The following is a 25,078-nucleotide window of genomic DNA, read 5'->3' on the forward strand; positions in this document are numbered from 1 at the left end:
GCGGCGTTTCTAACTGGCCACAGACGGCTTGGAAACACCGGTTTCTTCTTGCAGTGGGCCGTGGGCGGTCTATGTTTCACTTTACCTCGGGGTGCCCATCACGGCTGAGACGCAAAAGCGGACCCGTTGAACCTGAACCGGTCAACACCGGCGGAGGGAAGGTTTCGCTGTCCTTTCTTTCGAGAACCGCAAGTTACGGAGGATAGCGATGAAAACGTCCCTGATTGCGCTGGCAATTTTATCCGCCGCGCCTGCGATGGCGCAGGACAAGCCCGTGTTGACCGTCTATGCGGGCGATTCGGTCACCAGTGAATGGGGACCGGGGCCGAAGATCGAAGAAGGATTCGAGGCTTTTTGCAATTGCGACCTGAAATTCGTGACCGGCGATCTGCTGCCCCGCATTATGATGGAGGGCGCAGGCACCGAAGCCGACATCGTCTTTGGCCTGAACACGGATGTCACGGCTCGCGCCCGCGCATCGGGCCTGTTCGCACCGCATGGTCAGGATACGTCAGACATGTCGCTGCCCGTCGAATGGACGGATGAGATTTTTCTGCCTTATAATTGGGGTGAAACCGCCTTCGTCTATGACGATACCCGGCTTGAAAACCCGCCCAAAAGCTTTGCGGAATTGCTGGATGCACCCGGCGATCTGAAGATCGTGATTCAGGATCCACGCTCATCCGTATCCGGTCTTGCCATGCTGTTATGGGTCAAGTCGATCTACGGCGACGACGCGGCCGACGCTTGGGCCAAGCTGGCCCCGAAGGTGCTGACCGTGACCAAGGGCTGGTCCGAAGCCTATGGCATGTTCACCGAGGGTGAGGCCGATATGGTCCTGTCCTATACCACCTCGCCCGCCTATCACATCGCGGCCGAAGATGACACCACCAAACACGCTGCCATTTTTCCCGAAGGCCATTATTTCATGGCCGAATTGGTGGCCCAGGTCGCATCAACCGATCAGCCCGAACTGGCGCAGAAATTCATGGATTGGGTGCTGACGCCCGATTTCCAGAAGGTGATCCCGTTGGCCAACTGGTCGCTGCCCGCAAAACTGCCGCAAGAGGAATGGCCCGACGTGATGCGCGACCTGCCCCGTCCCCAAAAGACGCTGTTCTATTCCGAAGATGAGGCCGAGGCGATGCGGCAACCGGCACTGGACGAATGGCTGCAAGCGTTTTCGCAATAAGGCGCAGCATCGGCGGCGCACTGACCGCCGCCGCTTTGGCCGCGTTGATCCTTGGCACCTTGGCCGCGGTCGCATGGCAGGCGCGCGGACTGTCTGCGCTTGGGCCGTGGGACTTACGCGCGATCTGGTTCACGATCTGGCAAGCCGTGGTCTCGGCAAGCCTGTCGGCACTATTGGCCATTCCGGTCGCGCGCGCCCTTGCCCGCCGCCGCTTTCCCGGCAGGGGGCTGCTTATCACCCTGTTGGGTGCACCGTTCATCCTGCCGGTGATTGTGGCCATCATGGGGCTGATTTCCGTCTTTGGCCGTAATGGCCTGATAAACGAAGGTCTACGCACCCTGAATCTCCCCGAACTGTCAATCTATGGTTGGCAGGGGGTCATTCTGGCCCATGTCTTTTTCAACTTGCCGCTTTCCGTAAGGCTGATCCTGCAGGGCTGGCATTCCATTCCGTTCGAGAGGTTTCGCCTTGCCGACAGCCTCGACTTCCGTCCTCGCGACATTGCCCACCATCTGGAGCGCCCAATGCTGCGTGCAGTCCTGCCCGGCGCGTGGCTGGCGGTTTTTCTGGTCTGTTTGACCTCTTTCACGGTTGCGCTGGCGCTTGGCGGTGGACCAAAGGCCACGACGGTCGAGCTTGCGATCTATCAGGCGTTTCGATTTGATTTTGATCTTGGTCGCGCCGCGACATTGGGCATGATCCAGATCGCGCTTTGCGTTTTGGCCATGCTGACCTCACGATGGATCACGATACCGGCCGAGTTTGGATCGGGGCTGGATTTATCGCGCAACCTTCGCGGACCGACCGGGTGGCGCCGTCTTATGGATGGCTGCGCGATCATTCTGGCGGCATTGTTTCTGCTTTGGCCGATGTTGGCCGTCATTTTGCGCGGTTTGCCGCAAATATCGCAGCTTCCGGCCGAGGTTTGGACGGCGGCCGCACGCTCGGTCATCATGGCGGTCATCTCAGCCTTTTGGGCTGTGATTTTATCCCTGACACTGGCCCTTGGCATCGCGCGCAGCGGGTCGCGCCTGATAGAGCTTGCCGGCATGCTGCCCTTGGTGGCCTCTCCGCTCGTCTTGGGGACAGGTCTGTTTATCCTGCTGCGCGGAACGGTGTCTCCGCAAGCTCTTGCACTACCGATTACGGTCGCGATCAACGCGATCATGGCGTTACCCTTTGGGTTGCGGGTGTTGATCCCCGCCGCACGCGACCTGCGCCGGAACTATGGACGATTGGCCGAATCATTGGATATCAAGGGGTGGAGCCGATTGCGATTTCTGATCTTGCCGCAACTGGCACGCCCGATTGGCTTCGCCGCAGGGCTTGCCGCCGCGCTGGCCATGGGCGATTTGGGTGTGATTGCACTGTTTCCGACGGACATGCCAACGCTGCCGCTGAAACTTTATCAATTCATGAATTCCTATCGCATGGCCGAGGCGTCTGCCTGCGCCGTCTTGCTCATGGTGATCAGTTTCGCCCTTTTCTGGCTTTGTGATCGAGGAGGACGTCTTGCTTGAACTTCGCGACATCCAAGTGACCCGCGGCGATTTTATCCTGAAAGCCGACCTGGCGATCAACCCCGGCACGCGCACCGCCGTCATCGGAGCATCAGGTTCGGGCAAATCCACGCTTCTGTCACTGATCGCCGGCTTCCTTGCGCCAGAGACAGGAAGGGTCGTTTGGAATGGCACCGACCTGACCGAAAGCGCCCCTGGAAAACGCCCGATTTCAATTCTGTTTCAGGACCAGAACCTGTTTCCTCACCTGACTGCCGCGCAGAATATCGGTTTAGGACTACGGCCGGACCTTCGATTGGACCGCGCCCAGCAAGATCAGGTCGCCGCAGTATTGGCGCAGGTAGGGCTTGCAGGGTTCTCGGATCGCAAACCGGAAAATTTGTCCGGCGGTCAACAAAGCCGAATCGCACTTGCCCGTATTCTGCTGCGCGCGCGCCCGATCTTGTTGCTGGATGAACCCTTCGCCGCGCTCGGTCCCGCCCTAAAATCAGAGATGCTGACGTTGTTGGATCAGATCACCGCCGATATGGGTACAACCGTGCTGATGGTCACCCACGACCCCAATGATGCCCGTGCTTTCGCCCCTCAGACTATCCTTGTCGATGACGGTGTTGCGCATCAGCCGGTTGCAACGGCGGCTTTGATGGACAACCCACCTGCCGGCTTGAAGGATTATCTGGGCTTGCCTTGATCAGGCAACGTGCTTCGGGCGCCTACGCGAAACAACCGCGACCCGCTTTGGCCTAAACGCTATCGCTTCGCGCAAAGCGGCCACCAAATACACCCCACCAGCACAACAAGAAGAAAAGCCTTATCTTTACGCAAGCCCGAAGCATTACCCGGTCAACAGCGCCAATGCAGAGCTATATCGGTTTTGTGCTGATCCCGTCGCAACCTGCGTTCGCGCCAGATAATTTGTCACAAGCTTATCGATGCCCTTTTCCGTGGTGATATCGGTAAATGCACTGCTGCCCAGATAACGCTCAGCAGCCTTGGTAAATTCTTCAAGCTGGCGATCCACTGACAAGCGCCCATAGGCACCGCCAAAGCCAAACGCGCCTTCGAAAACCTTCCGCAGTGGCGGATTACCCAACACCTCATACCACAAGGTTTTATTGCTCGATTCCCGCCCGACAAACTGTTGCAACTCACGCCGCGCGTTCAGTGCGAGACGCAACGATTCGTCGCTTTCGCCTACGCGTCGTTCGTATTCCCTTTGTAGATATGCTTCAGAAATCTGCTTTCCCAGAGCCGTCTGGTCACTGCTCGCCCGGCCCAGATGGAAGGCTTGTGCCAGACGCAGGTATCGCTTATCACTCAGCCGGTTCACCAAGGATTTATCGTCGGAAAGATCTGATTCCAGTACCTTTCTGATAAAAGCTTTATTCGGGATATCCTGCTCTAACCCAAACGCCCCCAAAGCCACGCTTAGCATCCGGTAATCACCGACCAGATCCGCAGCGCTTGTACCGCTGGAAATGTTATCCCGAAAGTATGTTGTCGCACGCTGAACGACCGGATCATTTGCGATGACCGCAAGCTGGCGTGCTTCGATCCGTTGCAGCGTCTTCCAGCCGGAAATGCTGCCAAGGCCGGTTGCGACCGATATGTTCATCACATCCTCACTGTGCACGAACCGCGAAAAGTCGCGCCTCACGAGGCAGCAACTCCCTCAGCTTTCTCATTGCAGGATAGGCTGCCCCGGCTACCGCATGATGGCTCGCCTCGGCCAGCACAAGGCGGCTGTCGCGGTCATCGAACACCTGACTCAGCTGCTCGATCGCGACGATAAGCTGTTGCCGACCCTGCTCCATTTCAACATCACCTGACAACATCAGCTGGGCGACATAGCATGCTCGTGCAACGGGCGTATTTGCATGATCTGGGTGGATTGCATCCTTCAGGCGCAATACGTTCACATTAGGGGTTCTGATCGAGATTTTCGAGCGCCGCTCACCGTTTTCGATGACAGCACCGTTGATCAAAACCCGCTCATTTGGTGCCAGCTTCAAGACCAGACCACTCATGCGCCCACCCCGCCTCGCAAGCCCTTCATAATGGACATATTGATATCGATCAGAGCGTCAACAGCACCCTGCCCCGCCAAAATTGAATGGCCCTGGCGCAAAGAAAATGCTGCAAGCGAAAGCAGGCCCGCCTTGGTTTCATCCGGCAAAGCATTTCCCGGATCCGCCAAGTCAGTCGCCAGCAATGTCCACAGCTCATTATTCTTGTGAACCGCCTGGACCGTATCAATCGAGCGGTCTGTCAAACTTGCCTGTCGTAGCATGCGCGTCACGCGCGAGATCACATCATATTCCGCATCACGTGCTGTGCGAACGGCATTGGTGCCATAACCATTCTGGGACAAAGGCGTAACCGCGTTCAATGTTTCGTTCCTTACTGGGATTAGAAAGATCGGGACGCCGTTGAGCGCCCCGAGTATTTATCAGCGGAACAGCGACAGGATCGCCGACGGGGCCTGGTTGGCAATCGACAACGCCTGGATACCCAGCTGCTGTTGCGTCTGCAGAGCCTGCAGGCGGGCCGATGCTTCCTCCATATCGGCATCAACCAGTGAGCCGATACCCTGGGTCAGCGAATCTGCCAGTTTTCCGACAAAGTTCGCCTGGTCCGAGATACGTTTGGCGGACGAACCAAGAGCTGCCGCACCATTGACGGCAACCTCCAGCAGCGTCTCCAACTGACCGACGGCGGTTCGCGCAGATGCGCTGTCCGTCACGGCCGTCAAAGTTCCGCCCACGATATCGGCCTCGAAGTCGACCGAGTTGACGACAATCGTATTCGCCGTAGTCGTCGCTGTCCCGATTTCGCGGTCCAATGACGCCAATACGGTGAACGTCGCGCCGCCATTGACGCCGTTGGTCGACAGCAAGTTCACACCGTTCATTTGGGTGCCCGACACGATCGACGTGATCTGCGCCATTTTGGCCGCGATGTCGGTTTGAACCTTTTCGAACTCGAAGCCGTCGGTTCCGGCGTTCACCGCCAGATTTTTCATCTCGGTCAGCAGTTTCGTCACCTGATCCGCACCGGTCACAGCGGTCGAAACCGTGGCGTCCGCAACGTTCAGGCTGCTTTGCATGGTCTTGAACGCGGCTTGATCGGTTTCCATAACTTTTGAAATCGCCCAGATCGCAGAATTGTCTTTTGCGCTGTTGATCGACTTACCTGTCGCAATCTCGGACTGAGCTTTGTTCAGGTTCGAGTTGATGCTCTTCAAGGTTTGCAGAGCAACGATTGCGCCGTTATTGGTCAGAATGCTGGACATATTGTCCTCCTAAAGAAAGGGCGCTTTGCACCCGATGTTGAGATGATCGGCCTTCTGACCTGTGGATTTATAAACCCCGTGCCCTTGCAGCACATTCACCGTTTTAAGCAGCGGCTATTTATGAATAGTGAATTTGCGATCCCCGCTCAAACAAAGTTCAGATAACATTTTATCAAAACCTTTGCGCCGCCGGCGCGGCAGTTGCCGTCGACTGTTTTCTGCCTGCTTCATCATAGGTCTGCAGACTGCGGGCGGCCTGCATGATCGCGGCAACCTGTTCGACTGCCTGCCTTGCGCCGCGCGCAGAAGCCTCTGCCAGCTGGCGAAGTTCATGCAATTTCCGTTCAAGCACCTCACGATCTTCAGGCATCACGCCCACGCGTGCGATGTGATTGGAAAAATCGTCTATAGCCTTCAAGCTCTGCTCGGCATCGCCCGCTATGACCGAGGATTTGGCGGCAGCCAGCAATCGTGACGTCCGCTGGTTCATGCTTCGATTCCTTTCACTGCCAGGCCAAGATCCAGTTTATCGGCCAGAATCGCGGCATATTCCTGAGTCAGATAACTTGAAAACTGCTCCTCCCCGATACCACCGCCAAACTCGCCCTTTCTGGCGGCAGGACCGCAATATTTCAGCATCTCTTCAAGAAACGCTATTTCCAGCTGTTCGGAAACGGGCGTGTCCGGGGTTTTGTGCCCTGCGGCGACCCCGATTGATTCAATTTTCATAAAGGCCCTCTTATTTCGATTATTTACCGGAAATATCCGAAAGCCGTAAACAATTAGTAAGGCTTTGCGATTATCAGTTTGAAAAACAGAGGTTGTGCCATGGCGAACACTGCGCCGATTTTGCCAGATACTCGATTCGACATCCGCTCGAAACTTTCTTCGGAACCCGCAAAGGAAGACGGAGATGGTGAAGATTTTGCTGCGGCCGTCGAGGTTCTGAAAGAACAATCCACCGTGCCTTTGGCTGATGCAGTCGATGACGCCGGTCCTGAAATCGGGTCGGGACCAGATGATGACGTCCCGGCGGATACGGAAGCCGTGGAAATTTCGGAGGATCGTAGCGCTGACACGCTGGAAGCAATTATTGAAGGTTGGAGCGGCGTCAGTGGTTCCTTCGCACCGCCAAAGACCAAAGCGGCTGACGCAGCTACGCGATCGGCTTTTTCAGGTCCTTCGCCAATGATTGCAATGATCGCGCAGGATAACGCCGCCGAATCTACGCCTATCACCGCGCAGATCGATGTCGACGTTCAGAAGCCGCAAACACCGTTTTCGGATACCGATTTCACCTCTGGTCTCAATCCGGAAACGATGATGCTGAACGCGGACAGGATAATGGATGTCGGCAACCCTATCGAGGCTATCGGCCACGGCAAAGGCATCGATCAGGCTTCAACCCGAGGGGAGATCTCACCCAGCATGCCCAGGCTTGCAGCGGAAAACCAGCCAACAATTCTTCGACAGGTCGCCGACGTGGCGATTACGATCCGCGATGAACAGGTTGAAATTGCGCTTTCGCCAGAAGAGCTTGGACGAATTCGAATGGTTCTTTCGGGACGAGAGCACGCCCCCCATCTTGTCGTTTGGGCCGAACGACCCGAGGTGTTGGACCAGCTTCGCCGTAACGCGGCGACATTGCTGCAAAACTTTGGCGAAACCGGGTTGCAGGATGCGACTTTCGAGTTTCGCGAAGGTGGATTTGAAGGGCGCGACGTCCAGCCAGACTGGATGGCGCCCCAAGCACCGGCCGTTGAAGTGGAAATACCAGAACATCTTGCCCAACACGCCATCACATCAGGTGGTTGGACCGCCTTGGGCGCACATATCGACATGAGAATGTAGGAAAACAGCATGATTTCTGCAATTGGAAGCCCTGCGGCTGCGACCGCAACGACGACATCCACACAGGCAAATGCCAGCGGGGGATCGGACTTCGATACTTTTCTGAAAATGCTGACGGCCCAGCTGAAGAATCAGGACCCGCTGAATCCAATGGAAGGCACGGATTTTGCCGTGCAACTGGCAACATTCTCGGGCGTAGAGCAGCAAACGCAGTCCAACAAGCTGCTGGCGCAGCTTGTTTCCCAATTGGGCGGTGGCGGCGGTCTGGGCCAAACCGCCGACTGGATCGGGAAAGAGGCGCGGACGACAGAACCCGTCTGGTTCGGTGACGCGGCGCTGACGCTTGACGTCAAGCCCGATTCGTCGGCCGACAGCGTGACGCTGCTTGCCCTGAACGCCAATGGCCGAGAGGTGACGCGAGAGGAAATCGGTCCGGGCAGCGGGCAGATCGAATGGCTGGGCCGTGATGACGATGGACAAAAGCTACCCGATGGGATGTATTCCTTTGTCATCGAAAGCAACCGCAAGGGTGAATTGATTTCGGAAGACGCAGTGGGCGTCTATGCAAAGGTTGTCGAAACCCAGATGGGTGATCACGGTATTGAGGTGACTTTCGAAAACGGCGGTTCGGCCTTGGCCAGTGCGATCACGGCATTGCGCGATCCTGCGTAATATAGCGGTATCATGGGCGGGGCTGGTTGACCTTGATCTGCTTTCCTCCATATCGGATAGGAAAATCTTTCAGTAGGCACCGGAATGCCAGCCCTCAACAGGAGCTTTGCCATGACTTTCGACCGCAGGATCAAGATCGCCCCGTCGATCCTTTCCGCCGATTTCGCAAATTTCGGCCAAGAAATTCAAGCGATTGAAGCCGAAGGTGCCGATTGGGTCCATGTCGATGTTATGGATGGGCATTTCGTGCCCAACCTGACTTTTGGCCCGCCAGCGGTAAAGGCGTTTCGCCCGCATGTGAAAACCTTCATGGACGTTCACCTGATGATTGCCCCTGTCGACCCCTATATCGAGGCCTATGCCGAAGCAGGCGCTGATATGATCACTGCTCATGTCGAGGCAGGTCCGCATCCGCACCGCACATTGCAGGCGATTCGGGCGACCGGCAAAAAGGCCGGTATCGCGCTGAACCCCGGCACACCCGTTGAAGCGGTCGATTATCTGCTTGATCTGGCGGATATGGTATTGGTCATGACCGTGAATCCGGGCTTTGGCGGTCAGAAATTCATTCACAACCAGATCGACAAGATTGCCAGGTTGCGCGGGATGATCGGTGATCGGCCGATCCATATTCAGGTGGACGGCGGCATTGATCCCAAGACCGCACCGCTGGTCGCCAGAGCTGGTGCCGATGTGCTGGTTGCGGGTTCCGCCGTGTTCAAAGGCGGATCGGTGCTGCAGCCTGATGTCTATGGTGCCAATATCCGTGCCATTCGCCATGCCGCCGAAGGCGTTTGACATCGACGCCGCCTGACTGTTCCATCGCGCCAAACCGAATAGGAGAAGCCGATGGATCTGGGTATCAAAGGAAAACGAGGGCTGGTTTGTGCAGCCTCAAAAGGACTGGGTCGAGGCTGCGCCGAAGCCTTGGCAGAGGCGGGCGTCAATCTGGTGATCAACAGCCGGACCGAGGCCGAGATCACGCAGAGCGCCCGCGAAATCGCCGAAAAATACGGTGTCGATGTCATCTCCGTCGCTGCCGACATCACCACGGATGAGGGTCGAGCGAAGGTTCTGGCCGCAGTGGGCGAGGCTGACATTCTGGTGACCAATGCGGGCGGCCCGCCCCCCGGCAACTGGACAGATTGGAATCGTGACGACTTCATCAAGGCGATAGATGCAAACATGCTGTCGGCGATTGCGCTGATGCAGGCGCTGGTGCCCGGCATGATGCAGCGTGGCTGGGGACGCGTGGTCAATATCACGTCACAATCTGTCCGCTCTCCTATTCCGGTGCTGGGCCTTTCCAATACGGCGCGGGCCGGGTTGACCGGTTTTGTCGCAGGCATGTCGCGTCAGGTGGCAGGTCAGGGCGTTTGCGTGAATAACCTGTTGCCGGGGATTCATGCGACGGATCGGGCCATCAGCCTTGATAGCGGTGTGGCCAATCAACAAGGCATCAGCATGGACGAGGCCCGCAAACAACGAGAGGCCGGCATCCCCGCCCATACCTACGGCACGGCCGAAGATTTCGGCGCGACCTGCGCCTTTTTGTGCAGCCAGCAAGCGCGCTTCATTGTTGGGCAGAATGTGTTGCTGGATGGCGGGGCGTTCAACGCAACGATGTAAATTTCACGCGCGGGGGATGGAATGGCTGCGTTATTCCTGCCCCGTTGCGACGCGGTAATCGTGCAGCACCTGTGCCAATTGACGGCAGCGGACCCGCGGGTCCGCCAGCCCTTTGCACAAGGTGCGCGCATTGCTGGATATCCGCTGACATTCCGCCGGATGTGCACGCGCCCATGCAAGTTGCGCATCCAGATCAGCCGCATCGGACTGAAGCGGTATAAAATGCCGCCATGACTGGAAAACGGGCGAAACCGCATCCTCGCAACCATCCTCTGCCCTCAGCACCAACGAGCGACTGTTCAGCAAGGACAGGAAATTCGCATCACGTCCCTGACTGACGACATAACGGTGGGACAGGATGAAGTCGTCCTTGCGGCGATCAGCCGGTAACTTCGCCGGATCGACCGCAAGGTCCAACTTGTCCGCCCATGGGGTCTCATCCCGATCGGGATCGCCCAGATAGCCATTATTGCCCAGCCGATGGGTCCACGCCGCCGGCCACAGAAAGACATTCCGTGCATCAGCGCGCCGGATCGGCGCAATGGTGGGACGATCATGATCCGGCAAGGTGGATGACATATCCAGGTGATAGGTTCCGTGTCGCACGACCTGCGCAATATCATTCACCGCACTGGCAAGCGGCAGCAGATCACGCCGGACCGGATCCAGATGATACCAACCATCGCGATCCTGCCGAAAAGGCAGCTGCCTGCCGTTGCGATCGATTACCTGCCCAGCCGTCACGTCGAAGACGGCAAAAAGATCAGACCGGGGCGAAACACCACCTGCCCCCAGCTGGATCAGCGCAGGCGCAGCAGCCAAGGCAAGCCGGTCTGCCAGCGCGTCGCGATCCTCGGCAGGCATGTCGCGTTCGGGCGGTTTGGCATTCAGCATCCGATCCAGCTTGATCAGATAGTTTCGCCGCACCTGCGCCCGGTTTCTACCTGATCGCGGCGGGCAGTTGGGCAAGTCAAACCAGGGCGCAAGGGCGTCGCGATAATCGCCGGGGTCGGCGTGATCTATGTCGATCTCGACGAATTCGGCCCGGCCCGCGAAATAGCTTCGGCAGGCGGCGATATGATCGTTCCAGGCATCCGCCCAAATATCTGCCAGATCAATCAACCCGACACCCAATATCTGCGCATAAGCGCGGGCATAGGTGCCATCGCGATGCATATATCGGCTGATGACCCAATCTTCGACATCGCGGGTGTTCAGCAAAAAGACCGAGCCGGGATAGCTTTTATCAAGGAATTCAAATTCTTTGAACGCCTCGACCACTGGCATGTTCAGATAGCGAACCGATTCCATGTCGGTAAAGGCGGTAATGCTGTCTGCCCATGGCTTCAGCGGCTGACGTCCGACCAGTTTGGAATAGGCAATATCCTCGGCCAGACGCCCTTCGAGCCAGTGAAGGGTCGGGATTCCGTTCATCTGAAACAGCTTGGCGATGAAGGTTGTGCCGCATTTGTTGAAGCCGATCTGGAAGAATTTCCTTTGCAATTCCGACCTCGGTTGCGACAATTTCTTTCACCTCTCGGATATCAACCTGTTCCTGTCAATCGTCCTGACTGCCCGATCCGCGATCCGGAATCGCCGCTTTCACGCCCATTCGCGACAAACCACTTGATTTGCGCCATGGCTGCGGCTAGCAGTCGCGCCAAGGATTTCGGGAGAAGCTGGCCAGCGCCGGTGCCGAAGGAGCAGCCGCCCCGGCGAACTCTCAGGCAAAAGGACCGTCTTCCAACAAAACTCTGGAGAGTGGCCGCAAGGCCCGCCGAAGGGATAACGATCTCAGGCGCCAAGGTCACGGATAGCGTGGCGGGCAAGGACAGAGGGGGCATCGTCGCGCGGGAAGGAATCCCGCTTTTCGATGCCGGCTGTCCGGCAGGATTTCAAAGGAGGCCCCATGGCCGAGGAACTGCGTCGGACCGGACTTTACGATCTGCATATCGAGCAAGGTGCGCGGATGGTGCCCTTCGCTGGTTGGGAAATGCCGGTGCAATATCCGATGGGCGTCATGGCAGAACATCTGCATACCCGTGAAAAAGCCGGGTTATTTGATGTTGGTCATATGGGCCAGGTGCTGGTCATCCCCAAGGATGGCAATCTTGAGACCGCGGCGCTGGCGCTGGAAACGCTGATCCCGGCTGCGGTTCTGGGCCTGCCCGAAGGGCGCCAGCGTTACGGCCTGTTCACCAATGCATCAGGCGGCATTCTGGATGATCTGATGTTTGCAAATCGCGGCGATCATTACCTGCTGGTCGTCAATGCCGGGTGTGCCGAACAAGACATTGCCCATTTGCAGACGCTTGTTGATGTCGATGTGGTCCCGGTCACGGATCGTGGTCTGTTGGCCCTTCAGGGCCCAAAGGCCGAGGGTGCGCTGGCAGCATTGCTGCCTGCGGTGCGTCAGATGAAGTTCATGGACAGCCAGATTCACGATTGGAACGGGGCCGAACTGTGGATTTCACGCTCAGGTTACACAGGAGAGGACGGGTTCGAGATTTCTGTGCCTAACACCGTCTTGCGTGAATTTACTGAAGCGCTGCTGAGGAATCCCGACGTCGCGCCGATCGGCCTTGGCGCACGCGACAGTCTGCGACTGGAAGCGGGCATGCCGCTTTATGGCCACGATATGAATACCGACGTCACCCCTGCTCAGGCCGCGCTTGGATGGTCCATTCCCAAGCTTCGCCGTGTCGGCGGCGCACGCGCCGGTGGTTTCCCGGGTGCGGAAATCGTTCTGGCCGAATTGGCGAACGGCCCAACGGTAACGCGCCGCGGCCTGCGGCCCGAGGGTCGCGCGCCAATCCGTGAAGGCGTCGAAATCTTTGCTGACGAAGACGGCGGTCAGGCCTTGGGCAAGGTTTGCTCGGGCACGTTCGGCCCGTCGGCCGGTGGTCCGGTTGCGATGGCCTTGTTGGACGCCTCGCTGCCGGATGGCACCCGCCTCTGGGCGGAGCTACGCGGAAAGCGCCTTCCCGTTATCCTGACCGAACTGCCCTTTATCACGCCATCCTACAAACGCTGAGGAGCCCGACCCATGCTGAAATTTACCGAAGATCACGAATGGCTGCGCGCCGAAGGTGAGGACGTTGTTGTCGGCATCACCGCCCATGCAAGCGAACAACTGGGCGATGTGGTGTTCATCGAACTGCCCGAAGAAGGCCGGGAGGTCGCGGCTGGTGAGGAAATCGTCGTGATCGAATCGGTCAAGGCCGCATCCGATATCGTGGCCCCGGTCGCAGGCGTCATCACCGCAGTGAACAGCGATCTGGCCGATAATCCGGGTAACGTGAACGCCGATCCGATGGCGGCATGGTTCTTCAAGATCAAGCCTGCTGATGCGGCGGCGCTTGAGGGATTCATGGATGAAGCCGCCTACCAGGCGCTGATCGGCTGATGAAACTGCCGGGGGCTGTCTGCCCCCGGACCCCCGAGGATATTTTCGCACAGAAGATAAGACCTATATTCGGGTCTTGTCCTGACCGAGCATATGGATGGTGCCGATGACCCGCTGGAACCCGACCGACTATAACCCTGATGATTTCGCGAATCGCCGTCATATCGGGCCATCGCCCGCCGAGATGGCAGAGATGCTGCAGGCCGTTGGCGCCGACAGTCTGGAGGCGTTGATCGAACAGACTGTTCCGCAGGCGATCCGGCAGGATAAGCCGCTGGACTGGCCCGCCCTATCCGAAGCAGCGCTGCTGGCCCGGATGGAAGAGGTCGCCAAGAAGAACCGGGTAATGACCAGCCTGATCGGTCAGGGCTATTATGGCACCGTTACGCCACCGGCTATTCAGCGCAATATCCTTGAAAACCCGGCCTGGTACACGGCCTATACGCCCTATCAGCCCGAGATTGCCCAAGGCCGGCTGGAAGCTTTGCTGAATTATCAGACCATGGTGGCCGATTTGACCGGGCTGCCGGTCGCCAACGCAAGCCTGCTGGATGAGGCGACGGCGGCGGCCGAGGCAATGGCGATGGCCAAACGGCAGGCAAAATCGAAGGCAGAAGCGTTCTTTGTTGCCCATGACCTGCATCCGCAGACGATTTCGGTGATTGAAACCCGTGCCGCGCCTTTGGGGATCAAGATCATCAAAGGTTCGATTGATGATCTGAAGGCGGATGAGGTATTTGGGGCGATCTTCCAATATCCCGGCACATACGGCCATATCCGCGATCTGACGCCAGAGATCAGCGCTTTGCATGATGCAAAGGCGTTGGCCATCGTTGCAACCGACCTGCTGGCCCTGTGCCTGCTGAAAGCTCCGGGCGAGATGGGGGCGGATATCGCAGTTGGTTCAGCACAGCGGTTTGGTGTGCCGATGGGTTATGGCGGGCCGCATGCCGCCTTTATGTCCTGCCGGGACGATTTGAAGCGGGCCATGCCGGGTCGGATTGTCGGTGTGTCCATCGATGCCAAGGGGAACAAGGCTTACCGCCTGTCGCTGCAAACGCGCGAGCAGCATATCCGCCGCGAGAAGGCGACGTCCAATGTCTGCACCGCACAGGCTTTGCTGGCGGTCATGGCCTCGTTCTATGCGGTCTTCCACGGGCCGGTCGGGTTGCGCGCCATCGCGCAGCGCGTGCATTTGCATGCGGTCACGGTGGCAAATGCGCTGCGTGCTGCGGGGGCGGATGTCGCCCCGGATGCCTTCTTTGACACGATCACCGTCAAGGTCGGTGTCGGTCAGGCGGGCATTCTGGCTGCGGCGGAACAGCGCGGCATCAACCTGCGCAAGGTTGGGCGCGACCGCGTGGGGATCAGCGTCGATGAGACAACCGATGCGGGTGTTATCGTGCGCCTGCTGGATGCGTTCGGAATCGACGATACTGCCGCCCAAGCGACTGCCCCTGCCATTCCCGACGCCTTGCTGCGCGACAGCGATTACCTGACCCATCCGGTTTTCCACATGAACCGGGCGGAATCCGAGATGATGCGTTACATGCGCCGTTTGTCGGACCGCGATCTGGCGCTGGATCGGGCGATGATTCCGCTTGGGTCCTGCACGATGAAGCTGAACGCCGCGGCCGAGATGATGCCGATTACCTGGCCCGAATTCGGCGCGCTGCACCCCTTTGCCCCGCGCCATCAGGCGGCCGGCTATGCCGAGGCGATTGCCGATCTGGACGCGAAACTGTGCGAGATCACCGGCTATGACGCGTTCTCGATGCAGCCGAACAGCGGTGCGCAGGGCGAATATGCCGGGCTTTTGACGATTCAGGCCTATCATAAGGCGAACGGCGACGATCAGCGCGATATCTGCCTGATCCCGGTTTCTGCGCATGGCACCAACCCGGCATCGGCGCAGATGTGCGGGATGCAGGTTGTCGTCGTGAAATCCGCACCCAATGGCGACATTGATCTGGAGGATTTTGCCGACAAGGCCAAGGCGGCGGGCGACCGGCTGGCGGCGGTGATGATCACCTATCCGTCGACCCATGGTGTTTTTGAAGACACCGTGAGAGAGGTTTGCCGGATCACCCATGATTACGGCGGGCAAGTGTATATCGACGGGGCGAATATGAACGCTTTGGTCGGGCTGGTGAAACCGGGCGAGATCGGCGGCGATGTCAGCCACCTGAACCTGCACAAGACCTTCTCGATCCCGCATGGCGGCGGCGGTCCGGGCATGGGGCCGATCGGGGTGAAGGCGCATCTGGCGCCGCATCTGCCCGGCGATCCGCGCGAAGATGAGTCGGGTGCAGTCTCGGCGGCGCCCTATGGCAGTGCCTCGATCCTGCTGATTTCATGGGCTTATTGCCTGATGATGGGCGGTGCCGGGCTGACGCAGGCAACCCGCGTGGCGATCCTGAATGCGAATTACATCGCAAGCCGTCTGGCTGGCGCTTATCCGATCCTGTTCATGGGCAATCGCGGCCGGGTGGCGCATGAATGCATCCTGGACACGCGGCCATTTGCCGAACATGGCGTGACGGTGGACGATATTGCCAAGCGCCTGATCGACAATGGTTTCCATGCGCCCACGATGAGCTGGCCAGTTCCCGGCACGCTGATGGTGGAACCAACGGAATCTGAAACCAAGGCGGAAATCGACCGCTTCATCACGGCTCTGCTGGCCATTCGCGACGAAATCACCGACGTCGCGGAAGGGCGCATCGCCGCCGATCAAAGCCCGCTGCGCCATGCGCCGCATACGGTAGAAGATCTGGTCGCCGATTGGGACCGCGCCTATAGCCGCGAACAGGGTTGCTTCCCGGCAGGAGCGTTCCGGGTCGACAAATACTGGCCGCCTGTTGGTCGCGTCGACAACGCGTATGGCGACCGGAACCTGATCTGCACCTGCCCGCCGCTTGAGGCTTATGCAGAGGCTGCGGAATAAATCTGGAAGGGCGCGGGAAAATTCCGGCGCCCTTTCTTATCAGCCGTTCGGATCAAAGCAGAAAGTCATCTGCTCCAAGATCGTAAAGACCATGCAGGCGGATCCGCGCCTCGACCACCGAATCGCCATCCGTATCGATCAGGATGATTGTCTGGTCGTTGACCGTTCCCGCGCGATCAAGGTGTCGGAACGTCACCTCACCGCGATTCATCGTGCCGATCTGCCCGCTATCGGAAAAGCTGAACCGGTTGTTTCCAGCCAACACCGTGCTGGCGTCGATTCGGGCAAGATCAATGACATCATTGCCTTGGTTGAAATCGCGAATGACATCTGAAGCCGTCGGTTTGGCGGCTGTATCCTTGAGACTGCGGAAAACGAATCTATCCGCGCCTGCGCCGCCGATCAGGATGTCATATCCTTCTGCGCCGATCAGGACGTCGTTACCCGCCCCCCCTTGCAACGTGTCGCGTCCGGTTCCGCCATGCAGCCAGTCAGCACCGTTCTGCCCCAGCAGCAAATCATTCCCGCTCCCCCCTGACAGGCGGTCATCGCCATTTCCACCGGCCAGAGTATTAGCAACCCGAGAGCCCTTAAGAATATCGTCGCCCCCGCCGCCGACCGCGTTTTCAATGCTGACCAGACGATCCAGGCCAAAGCCCGTGTCTTGCTGCCCCGTCAGGGACAGGTTCAGCGTGACGCCTTTCTGCCCGCCGACATGGACCCAATCCTTCCCCGCGCCGCCGTTCAGGATGTCGCGACCGGCATCCAGATACAGGTGGTCGTTGCCGCCATGTCCCAGCAATGTGTCATTGCCGCCTCCGCCTGTCAGCGTGTCATTCCCCAATTCACCGCGAAGCAGGTCATGTCCGCCCAACCCATTGGCGCGGTCATGTCCATCGCTGAGATACATCAGGTCATCGCCCGCCAGCACCTTGCTGATGAACTTGCGGTCATCGGTGCGGCTTGGCGTCAGTGTCATCGCAAAGGTATCAGTCATTGACAGGGACAGGTCGGTCACGACCCATGTCGGGATATAGTCGACACCGTTGCTTTGCATTTCAACATAGCCTTGCAAAGTGCCACCGGTGGGATTTTCATTGCGATCCACCGTGAAATCTTTACCCAAAAAGCCACTGGTATAGCTTCCGTCCTTGAAGTCCCAGGTCACGCCATAGAGATCGCGGAAGAACAGCCCTTCTTCCTGAACATTTGCATCTTCCAGAAGTTGCTTGTCGGTAGCGCCTGCAGACAGACGATAAAAATTCAAATTGTTCTGGTTAAATGCGGCGTAAGCGAAAAAATTGGCCATATTCCGTCCCGTGTTGATTGTCTGCCGGTCTAGCGGACAAAGATTTATTTTTGTTTAATCTCGCTGATAAGCGCGATCATGACAATGGCTGTGCAAGATCAAGGCCTGACGGGATATGAAAAGCCACCAGGAGAGATTGAAAAACGCTGCCGCGACGCAGCATAGATAGAAACCCCGTAGGTTCTACCCCAAACATGAAGCGATCAGTTCAGGTATTCCTCGCTTCGGCCGCTCATCGGCGGGCGTTCGATAATCATGCCCGGCATGATTGCGGTCGTGTCCGAAGCGGGGCTGGTATCAAGAACCTCAAGCACCGCATTGGCGGCGATAATTTGGCAGGTCTTGCGATAACCCGAGTCGATCTTGCCGCGCGCCGCGATTTCGGCATTGGCGGTCACGAAATCCTTCTCTTTGAAGATATCGCTGTCGCGGGCATGTTCGGCCCGAAAGAACATGGCCGCCAAATCGTGCCTGATGGGCTCGGCGCCAGTATCCATCTGGGTCGGGATCGTCAGCAGATCATGGCCGTCGTCATCATCACTCATCTGGATGTCACCGTATACGGTGAATGTCCCGGGTCGGATGTCAACGCCGCCACGAAACGGCGAGTCGTCCAGCATAGACTGTGGAAGCGCCCGCTCCGGCGTTTCAAAAGGCTCCTCCAGCGGCCAGCCGCCAAGGGCGCTGTAAGCATCGGCAAAGAACTTTGTCGGATGCGCGCCGGCGCTGCGGTTGATCACATCAAGCGAGATGAAGCTGCATTGCATCAGCGGTGTAAACACGACCTCCTGACCGACCGAGCGATACCAACTGCGCCCGCAATGGTGGCGTGATCGGATCACGTTATACTGGGCCAACATCGCAACCGGGTCATGCGGATCGACGCCAATCGTGTCGAAAACGGACAGGAAATCATCTTTGACGGTTTCGGCGTCCTGAAACCCCGACAATCCTCGGGTAATGTCCTTGGCGATCTTCATAGCACTGCCATTGAACAGCCCATTGCCGCCATAAAAGCTCCACCCGGTTGGCTGATCCCCGGTCAGGCGCAGTTCCGCGTCCTTCAGCAACCGACGATTATGCATCGGGTAGAACGGCAGATAGGTTCCCGCGCAAGACAGCAGATACATTCGGATCGCATCGCTTCCCGAAAGCTCGGACCGGGGGGCCGGGCCACCGGTATTCAGCGGTAGATTGAACCTTGAGGTCAGCGCCTTCGCCACTTTGTAATCGGCTTCCAGATGGCGATGGCTTGTCACGCGCAGTTTGTCAGGCGCGGAACCCGATGCCAACAACATGGCAAGCACCAGACGGCTGTCATAGCCGCCCGACAGGAACAGATTCATCGGCAGTCCGGCGTTGGCCAAAGCGGACATGATACCGCTGCCCCGTTCCAGCACCTGCAGAACCTTGTTTTCATAGCTTTCGTCAGCCGGAAGATGAAACAGATCGGCATATGATCGGTTGATCTGCTCCAGCGCACCGCTGAACCTGTCGATTTTCAGGTATGAGGTCACCGGCACCATCGATATCTGCTTGACCATGGTCTTGTGCGATATCAACTGCTCACCGATTTGCCTGCCGCTTTTCAGGTGGAACACCAAAGCTGCCGGAGGATAAAAGCTCAGCTTCTGGCGGGTGGCGACTTTTTGCACCAACAGAATGAACGAATTAGAGATGACCCAGTCATCGCCATCCTGAAACAGATAGATGATCTCCTGGCCCGTCAGGTCGGTGCGGATAATGATGCTTTCGCGCTTCAGGAAGATGCCACAAAAACGCCCCTCATCCGGAAAGGTATGATTTCCGGCGGCCAGATAGGCCTCTATGCCCTTCTGACCAAAGATGATCGCATTTTCCGTCAGGCCGTAGCCGTAAAGCCGTGATTTTGGCAGCGCCAAAACCTGTGCCTTTGACAGCACAAAGCAATTCTGGGGCAACATAACACCAACCACTCCTTGCAAAGCATTGCCAAGGCCCGACACAATAATCCGGGTAGACACACCGCCGCATCAGAAACAGGCGCGGGAAATACCCCCGCGCCTGAAAAGTTACGGTCAATCAAATGAAAAAGCCAGACCGTCAGCCGTCGTCGCCAAGAAGTCCGGCCGCCTCGTCCAGATCCAGCATGATGTTCATGTTCTGAACTGCCGCGCCGGATGCGCCCTTGCCCAGATTGTCCAGCACTGCAACAACGGTGGCACAGCCAATCGCCTCATCGCCATGTACACTAAGGCGCAGGACATTGGTGCCATTCATATCCGTTGGAATGATCCGTGAGCCGATCTGGTCGGCAGGAACAACCTGCACGAACGTCTGGTCGCGGTAATGGTCGGCCAGCGCTTCGTGCAAGGTGGTCATCGTGCGGTCATTGTCCAGACGCAACGGCAGTTGAACCGCCATGCCTTGCGCATAATTTCCGACCGACGGCGAAAAGATCGGTCGAACGGTCAGACCGCCCTGAACCATGATTTCGGGAATGTGCTTGTGATGCTGATTCAACCCATACAGAAAATGTGCGGGTGCATTTTCATCCTGATATTCCGCGATCAAAGCCTTGCCGCCACCGGTATAGCCGCTGACCGCGTTGATCGACAAAGCCTCATCATCATAGATCAGTCCCGCCTCGACCAAAGGCGCGATGATGGCGATGGCACCGGTGGAATAACACCCCGGATTGCTGACATAATGCGCCTCGGCAATCTGATCGCGCTGTTCGCCAGACAGTTCCGCAAAACCATAAACCCAACGATCATCGACACGGTGCGCGGTCGAGGCATCAATCAGGCGCACATCCATTCCCGCGGTCAGGGCCACGGCCTCTTTCGCGGCCTCATCCGGCAGGCACAAGATGCCGATATGGGCTTCGGCAAAGGCGTCGCGCCGGGCTGACGCGTCTTTTCGACGTTCTGGATCAAGGTGGATCAGGTGGATATCATCACGCAGCTCCAGACGTTCGCGGATCTGAAGACCCGTCGTGCCTGCCTCGCCGTCGATGAAGATCTTGTATGCCATGTCACCCAACCTTTGAAAAAGTTGAATTACATATACGGGACAGCCACTCTGGTCACAACGGCACAGATGTCAGATGCTGCAAATCTCGGACCGGGTCAGGAAACGTTTCTCGCGGCCATTATCCAGACTGAACATGCCGCCGCGCCCTGGCACGACATCAATGATCAGGTTGGTATGTTTCCACGTCTCGTATTGGCTGGCCGAGATGTAGAAGGGCGCCCCGCCGATTTCGCCCAGCTTCACATCGCGTTCGCCGATTCTGAAGTCGCCCTGCGGATAGCACATGGGGGATGATCCGTCGCAGCACCCGCCGGATTGGTGAAACAGCACCGGCCCATGATCCGCAACGATTTCAGCGATCAGTTCCAACGCCGCCGGGGTCGCTGTCACTTTGTCATCCATGGCGCCATCCTTTGACCATTGCAGCAAGTATAGTCGAGTTTCGACGAATTTACAGACATTGCGCGCCCCATGCGGGGCCTGCACAGGGCGCGCACCTGATGCATCAGGGATCAGATTTCCAGCACCATTCGGCCTTCGATCTTGCCCTTGTGCATCTTGTCGAAGATGTCGTTCACATCCTCTAGCCGGGCCTTGTGGATCGTCGCCTTAACCTTGCCCTGACCCGCGAAATCCAGCGATTCCTGCAAATCCAGCCGTGTGCCCACGATCGAACCGCGCACCGTCACCCCGTTCAGCACCATGCCAAAGATATCCAGCGGGAAATCCCCCGGCGGCAAGCCGTTCAGGGCCACCGTTCCGCCGCGCCCGACCATGCCGACGGCCTGCTGAAACGCCTTGGGGCTGACGGCCGTGACCAGCACGCCCTGCGCCCCGCCATCGGTTTCCTTCCTGATCTTCGCAACCGGGTCTTCGGTCATCGCATTCGCCGTGACCGTCGCGCCCAATCTGCGTGCCAAGGCCAGCTTTTCTTCGTCGATATCGACAGCCGCGACATTCATGCCCATGGCTTTGGCATATTGCACCGCCATGTGGCCCAATCCGCCAACACCTGAAATCACCAGCCAGTCTCCTGGCTTGGTATCGGTGACTTTCAGACCCTTATAAACGGTGACGCCTGCGCAAAGGACCGGCGCAATTTCGGCGAAATCCACGTTTGCGGGCAGATGCCCCACATAATTCGGATCGGCCACGACATATTCGGCGAACCCGCCATTGACGGAATAGCCGGTGTTTTGCTGGCTTTCGCACAGGGTTTCCCACCCACCCAGACAATGCTTGCAAAATCCGCATGCGCTATACAGCCATGGCACGCCGACGCGGTCGCCCTCTTTCACATGTTTCACGCCCTGCCCAACGGCTGACACGAAACCAACGCCCTCGTGGCCGGGGATGAAGGGCGGATTGGGCTTCACCGGCCAATCGCCTTCGGCGGCATGCAGATCGGTATGGCAAACCCCCGATGCCTTGATCGCCACCTGAATCATGCCCGGTCCGGGTTCGGGGATCGGCACTTCGTCTATCGTCAACGGTTTTCCAAATTCGCGCACAACGGCGGCCTTCATGGTTTTGGCCATGGGACTCTCCTATCTACGATTTTGTGATGAATGGATCGAGGGACGGGCCTGTCGGCCCATCCGGTTCCGGCAGGATTTACCGGATCAGAAGAAGCCCAGCTTCTTCGGACTATAGCTGACCAGCATGTTCTTGGTCTGCTGATAGTGATCCAGCATCATCTTGTGGTTTTCACGCCCGATGCCTGACTGTTTGTAGCCGCCAAATGCCGCATGCGCCGGATAGGCATGATAGCAATTGGTCCAGACCCGGCCCGCCTTGATCGCGCGGCCCATGCGGTAGCACGTGTTGATATCGCGCGACCACAGACCCGCACCAAGGCCATACAACGTGTCATTGGCGATCTCCAACGCCTCGTCGGCGGTCTTGAAGGTCGTGACCGACACCACGGGACCAAAGATTTCCTCCTGGAAGATCCGCATCTTGTTATTGCCGCGGAAAATCGTCGGCTCGACGTAGTAACCGCCCGATAATTCGCCGCCCAGATCAGCGGCTTTGCCGCCCGTCAGAACCTCGGCTCCTTCCTGACGACCGATGTCCAGGTAGGACATGATCTTTTCTTTCTGCTCGCTGGAGGCTTGCGCGCCGATCATCGTCGCGGCGTCGCGCGGATCGCCCTGCGTGATGGCCTGCACACGCTTGACCGCGCGTTCCATGAAGCGATCATAGATCGATTCCTGGATCAGCACCCGCGACGGGCAGGTACAAACCTCGCCCTGATTCAGCGCGAACATGGCAAAGCCTTCCAGCGCCTTGTCGAAGAAGTCGTCATCTTCGCGAGCGACATCGGCAAAGAAGATGTTGGGGGACTTGCCGCCCAGCTCCAACGTCACCGGAATCAGGTTTTCCGCCGCATATTGCATGATCAGACGACCCGTCGTCGTCTCGCCGGTAAAGGCGATCTTGGCAATGCGCGGGTTGGATGCCAGCGGCTTGCCGGCCTCTAGTCCGAAGCCGTTGACGACGTTCAGCACGCCCGGCGGCAACAGATCACCGATCAGGCTGACCCAGACCATGATGCTGGCCGGGGTCTGTTCGGCGGGCTTGATGACCACGCAGTTCCCGGCGGCCAGCGCCGGTGCCAGCTTCCAGCAGGCCATGAGCAGCGGAAAGTTCCACGGGATGATCTGGCCGACAACGCCCAACGGTTCATGGAAGTGATAGGCGATGGTGTCGTTGTCGATTTCCGAAATGCCACCTTCCTGCGCGCGCAGAACGCCCGCGAAATAGCGGAAATGGTCGATGGCCAATGGCACATCGGCGGCCATGGTTTCACGGATCGGCTTGCCGTTGTCCCATGTTTCGGCGGTGGCCAGAAGTTCAAGATTGGCTTCCATCCGGTCCGCGATTTTCAGCAGGACATTCCCCCGCTCGGTCGGAGAGGTGGCCCCCCACTTATCCTTGGCGGCATGGGCGGCATCCAGCGCCAGTTCCACATCGTCAGCGTTCGAGCGGGCGATTTCGCCGATTTCGCCACCGGTAATCGGCGTCGTATTGGTGAAATACCTGCCCGATTTGGGCGCGACCCAATTGCCGCCGATAAAGTTGTCATAGCGCTTGGCGAAGGGCATGACGTTCACACCCTTGAAATCATGCGTCTGATCGTTTGGCATTCGTATCTCCTCCTGTGAGTTCATCCCCGAGTCTCCCCCTCGGGTCTTGATTCACAGCTTGGCAGGGCCATGCTGCGAATCAACCGGCGCCCCTCGTCCGTGATACAGAAGCTGTCTCATGGGTGAGACAGTCACAGGTCTTTTTCGTTCAAGCCCAGCCTGGCCATTCGGCGATACATGGTCGCACGCCCGATGCCCAAGGCACGCGCAGCGGCAGACACATTCCCTTCGGCCCGTGCCAGCGCACGTGCAACCGCAGCGCGTTCGGCCTTGTCAAAGCCGGTCAGATCGTCTTCGCGGCCCAGCAGGTCGGCGGCTGGCAGCGGGCGAAACGCCCCTTCCCGTTCCAGCCCAAAGACACGGCGGGCTGCGCGTGTCGCGCCGATGGCGATGTCATCCTTGTCCACCGCCAAAAGCACCGCGGCATCCGGAGCTTCATCCGGGGCGACGATGATCCGCGCCTGCGGGAAGCTGGCCTTGAAGAACATCGTCTCGATCACTTTGGCGGTCTGCGCCACCTGCGCCGCGATCAGGCGGTTGAACCGGTCATTCTGATCCGAGCGGGCCGAACTGACATCAAGCGCCGCCATCAACCGCCCATCCGGCCCCCAGATCGGCGCGTCCATGCAGGATAACGCGGTATTGCGGGTGTGGAAATGTTCGTCCCTGTGGATCGTGACCTGACGCTTTTCCACAAGGCAGGTGCCGATTCCATTGGTCCCTTGGGTCGATTCGGACCAATCGGTGCCGCGGCTCAGCCCCCATTCCTGAAACTGCCTGACATCGGCATCGCCCGCCCGCTGATCCAGAACCAGCCCTTCGGAATCGGTCAGCAACACCATGCAGCCAGACGCCCCGATCAGGTTGAAAAGCTGATCCAGCTGCGGTCCGGCAACTTGCAGGAATGCACCAAGCGGTTCACGGCGAAGGGAAAGTTCGGCATCGGTCAGGCGTTCGGGACGGCGCGCATCGGCGGGATCCAGACCATGCTTGACCAGCGATCTACGCCATGACGCCGTCAGCGCCGATGATGCAGATTTGGATTGAGATTGCGCGGCGACATAGTCTGCGTGACGCATACCGGAACGGCTCCTCC

24 protein-coding genes and 2 riboswitches are annotated in these 25,078 nt (G+C 58.3%); of the genes, 10 read left to right on the top strand and 14 right to left on the bottom strand.

Annotated elements, in window-relative coordinates; translation table 11 throughout:
* Positions 1–77: 77 nt before the first annotated feature.
* Positions 78–176: riboswitch (TPP riboswitch) on the top strand.
* Positions 177–208: 32 nt separating this feature from the next.
* The 3 genes from thiB to thiQ are packed head-to-tail and all read left to right on the top strand — an operon-like array spanning position 209 to position 3,403.
* A complete protein-coding gene (thiB, locus tag H4P12_RS05520) occupies positions 209–1,192 on the top strand; it encodes a thiamine ABC transporter substrate binding subunit (RefSeq protein ID WP_187792620.1) in 984 nt (327 codons plus the stop codon).
* A complete protein-coding gene (locus H4P12_RS05525) occupies positions 1,168–2,712 on the top strand; it encodes a thiamine/thiamine pyrophosphate ABC transporter permease ThiP (RefSeq protein ID WP_187792621.1) in 1,545 nt (514 codons plus the stop codon). The genes thiB and H4P12_RS05525 overlap by 25 nt, the downstream gene beginning before the upstream one ends.
* The gene (gene thiQ, locus H4P12_RS05530) at positions 2,705–3,403 is read left to right on the top strand and encodes a thiamine ABC transporter ATP-binding protein (RefSeq protein ID WP_187792622.1); all 699 of its coding nucleotides are present in this window, start codon (positions 2,705–2,707) and stop codon (positions 3,401–3,403) included. The genes H4P12_RS05525 and thiQ overlap by 8 nt, the downstream gene beginning before the upstream one ends.
* A gap of 144 nt (positions 3,404–3,547) precedes the next feature.
* On the opposite strand, the gene H4P12_RS05535 is transcribed toward thiQ, so the two are convergent.
* The 6 genes from H4P12_RS05535 to H4P12_RS18715 all read right to left on the bottom strand — a co-directional run bounded on the left by H4P12_RS05535 (position 3,548) and on the right by H4P12_RS18715 (position 6,961).
* A complete protein-coding gene (locus H4P12_RS05535; RefSeq protein WP_187792623.1) occupies positions 3,548–4,327 on the bottom strand; it encodes a DUF1217 domain-containing protein in 780 nt (259 codons plus the stop codon).
* A gap of 7 nt (positions 4,328–4,334) precedes the next feature.
* Positions 4,335–4,739 carry a flagellar biosynthesis repressor FlbT gene (flbT, locus tag H4P12_RS05540; protein ID WP_187792624.1) on the bottom strand — a complete coding sequence of 135 codons (405 nt, stop codon included), beginning with the start codon at positions 4,737–4,739 and terminating at the stop codon, positions 4,335–4,337.
* On the bottom strand, positions 4,736–5,101 hold the full coding sequence (gene flaF, locus H4P12_RS05545) for a flagellar biosynthesis regulator FlaF (protein WP_187792625.1): 366 nt from the start codon (positions 5,099–5,101) through the stop codon (positions 4,736–4,738). Before flaF ends, flbT begins: the two co-directional genes overlap by 4 nt.
* 60 nt (positions 5,102–5,161) lie before the next feature.
* Positions 5,162–6,004 (bottom strand): flagellin N-terminal helical domain-containing protein, encoded by an 843-nt coding sequence (locus H4P12_RS05550; protein ID WP_187792626.1) that lies wholly within the window; start codon positions 6,002–6,004, stop codon positions 5,162–5,164.
* A gap of 172 nt (positions 6,005–6,176) precedes the next feature.
* Positions 6,177–6,473 carry a hypothetical protein gene (locus H4P12_RS05555; protein WP_187792627.1) on the bottom strand — a complete coding sequence of 99 codons (297 nt, stop codon included), beginning with the start codon at positions 6,471–6,473 and terminating at the stop codon, positions 6,177–6,179.
* Positions 6,474–6,490: 17 nt separating this feature from the next.
* Positions 6,491–6,961, bottom strand: a complete 471-nt coding sequence (locus tag H4P12_RS18715) for a hypothetical protein (protein WP_246448969.1) — start codon at positions 6,959–6,961, stop codon at positions 6,491–6,493.
* Between the two features lie 90 nt (positions 6,962–7,051).
* Between H4P12_RS18715 and fliK the strand changes: the two genes are divergently transcribed.
* The 4 genes from fliK (at position 7,052) to H4P12_RS05580 (ending at position 10,156) form a co-directional block, all read left to right on the top strand.
* The gene (gene fliK / locus H4P12_RS19150) at positions 7,052–7,855 is read left to right on the top strand and encodes a flagellar hook-length control protein FliK (protein ID WP_187792628.1); all 804 of its coding nucleotides are present in this window, start codon (positions 7,052–7,054) and stop codon (positions 7,853–7,855) included.
* Positions 7,856–7,864: 9 nt separating this feature from the next.
* Positions 7,865–8,527, top strand: coding sequence for a flagellar hook capping FlgD N-terminal domain-containing protein (locus H4P12_RS05570; RefSeq protein ID WP_187792629.1), 663 nt, complete (start codon positions 7,865–7,867; stop codon positions 8,525–8,527).
* A 111-nt stretch (positions 8,528–8,638) separates the two neighbouring features.
* Positions 8,639–9,325 carry a ribulose-phosphate 3-epimerase gene (gene rpe / locus H4P12_RS05575; RefSeq protein ID WP_187792630.1) on the top strand — a complete coding sequence of 229 codons (687 nt, stop codon included), beginning with the start codon at positions 8,639–8,641 and terminating at the stop codon, positions 9,323–9,325.
* A gap of 51 nt (positions 9,326–9,376) precedes the next feature.
* A complete protein-coding gene (locus H4P12_RS05580) occupies positions 9,377–10,156 on the top strand; it encodes an SDR family oxidoreductase (protein WP_187792631.1) in 780 nt (259 codons plus the stop codon).
* Positions 10,157–10,186: 30 nt separating this feature from the next.
* On the opposite strand, the gene H4P12_RS05585 is transcribed toward H4P12_RS05580, so the two are convergent.
* Positions 10,187–11,659 (bottom strand): glycosyl transferase family 90, encoded by a 1,473-nt coding sequence (locus H4P12_RS05585; protein WP_187792632.1) that lies wholly within the window; start codon positions 11,657–11,659, stop codon positions 10,187–10,189.
* Positions 11,660–11,816: 157 nt separating this feature from the next.
* Positions 11,817–11,905: riboswitch (glycine riboswitch) on the top strand.
* A gap of 160 nt (positions 11,906–12,065) precedes the next feature.
* On the opposite strand from H4P12_RS05585, the gene gcvT reads away from it, so the two are divergent.
* From gcvT to gcvP, 3 genes are all read left to right on the top strand, one after another.
* Positions 12,066–13,190 carry a glycine cleavage system aminomethyltransferase GcvT gene (gcvT, locus tag H4P12_RS05590; RefSeq protein ID WP_187792633.1) on the top strand — a complete coding sequence of 375 codons (1,125 nt, stop codon included), beginning with the start codon at positions 12,066–12,068 and terminating at the stop codon, positions 13,188–13,190.
* 15 nt (positions 13,191–13,205) lie between these two features.
* Positions 13,206–13,562, top strand: coding sequence for a glycine cleavage system protein GcvH (gene gcvH, locus H4P12_RS05595; RefSeq protein WP_187793318.1), 357 nt, complete (start codon positions 13,206–13,208; stop codon positions 13,560–13,562).
* A 106-nt stretch (positions 13,563–13,668) separates the two neighbouring features.
* On the top strand, positions 13,669–16,509 hold the full coding sequence (gene gcvP / locus H4P12_RS05600; RefSeq protein WP_187792634.1) for an aminomethyl-transferring glycine dehydrogenase: 2,841 nt from the start codon (positions 13,669–13,671) through the stop codon (positions 16,507–16,509).
* A 52-nt stretch (positions 16,510–16,561) separates the two neighbouring features.
* On the opposite strand, the gene H4P12_RS05605 is transcribed toward gcvP, so the two are convergent.
* The 7 genes from H4P12_RS05605 to H4P12_RS05635 form a co-directional block, all read right to left on the bottom strand.
* The gene (locus H4P12_RS05605) at positions 16,562–17,818 is read right to left on the bottom strand and encodes a calcium-binding protein (protein WP_187792635.1); all 1,257 of its coding nucleotides are present in this window, start codon (positions 17,816–17,818) and stop codon (positions 16,562–16,564) included.
* A gap of 203 nt (positions 17,819–18,021) precedes the next feature.
* Positions 18,022–19,761, bottom strand: coding sequence for a hypothetical protein (locus H4P12_RS05610; RefSeq protein ID WP_187792636.1), 1,740 nt, complete (start codon positions 19,759–19,761; stop codon positions 18,022–18,024).
* Between the two features lie 139 nt (positions 19,762–19,900).
* Positions 19,901–20,833 carry an N-acetyl-gamma-glutamyl-phosphate reductase gene (gene argC / locus H4P12_RS05615; RefSeq protein WP_187792637.1) on the bottom strand — a complete coding sequence of 311 codons (933 nt, stop codon included), beginning with the start codon at positions 20,831–20,833 and terminating at the stop codon, positions 19,901–19,903.
* 69 nt (positions 20,834–20,902) lie between these two features.
* On the bottom strand, positions 20,903–21,235 hold the full coding sequence (locus H4P12_RS05620; protein ID WP_187792638.1) for a DUF779 domain-containing protein: 333 nt from the start codon (positions 21,233–21,235) through the stop codon (positions 20,903–20,905).
* 110 nt (positions 21,236–21,345) lie between these two features.
* Positions 21,346–22,371 carry an alcohol dehydrogenase AdhP gene (gene adhP / locus H4P12_RS05625; protein WP_187792639.1) on the bottom strand — a complete coding sequence of 342 codons (1,026 nt, stop codon included), beginning with the start codon at positions 22,369–22,371 and terminating at the stop codon, positions 21,346–21,348.
* Between the two features lie 84 nt (positions 22,372–22,455).
* Positions 22,456–23,982 carry an aldehyde dehydrogenase gene (gene adh / locus H4P12_RS05630; RefSeq protein WP_187792640.1) on the bottom strand — a complete coding sequence of 509 codons (1,527 nt, stop codon included), beginning with the start codon at positions 23,980–23,982 and terminating at the stop codon, positions 22,456–22,458.
* A gap of 131 nt (positions 23,983–24,113) precedes the next feature.
* Positions 24,114–25,061 carry a GAF domain-containing protein gene (locus tag H4P12_RS05635; protein ID WP_187792641.1) on the bottom strand — a complete coding sequence of 316 codons (948 nt, stop codon included), beginning with the start codon at positions 25,059–25,061 and terminating at the stop codon, positions 24,114–24,116.
* Positions 25,062–25,078 lie beyond the last annotated feature (17 nt).

Origin of the sequence: Paracoccus amoyensis, assembly GCF_014490725.1 — a bacterium.
GTDB lineage: Bacteria > Pseudomonadota > Alphaproteobacteria > Rhodobacterales > Rhodobacteraceae > Paracoccus > Paracoccus amoyensis.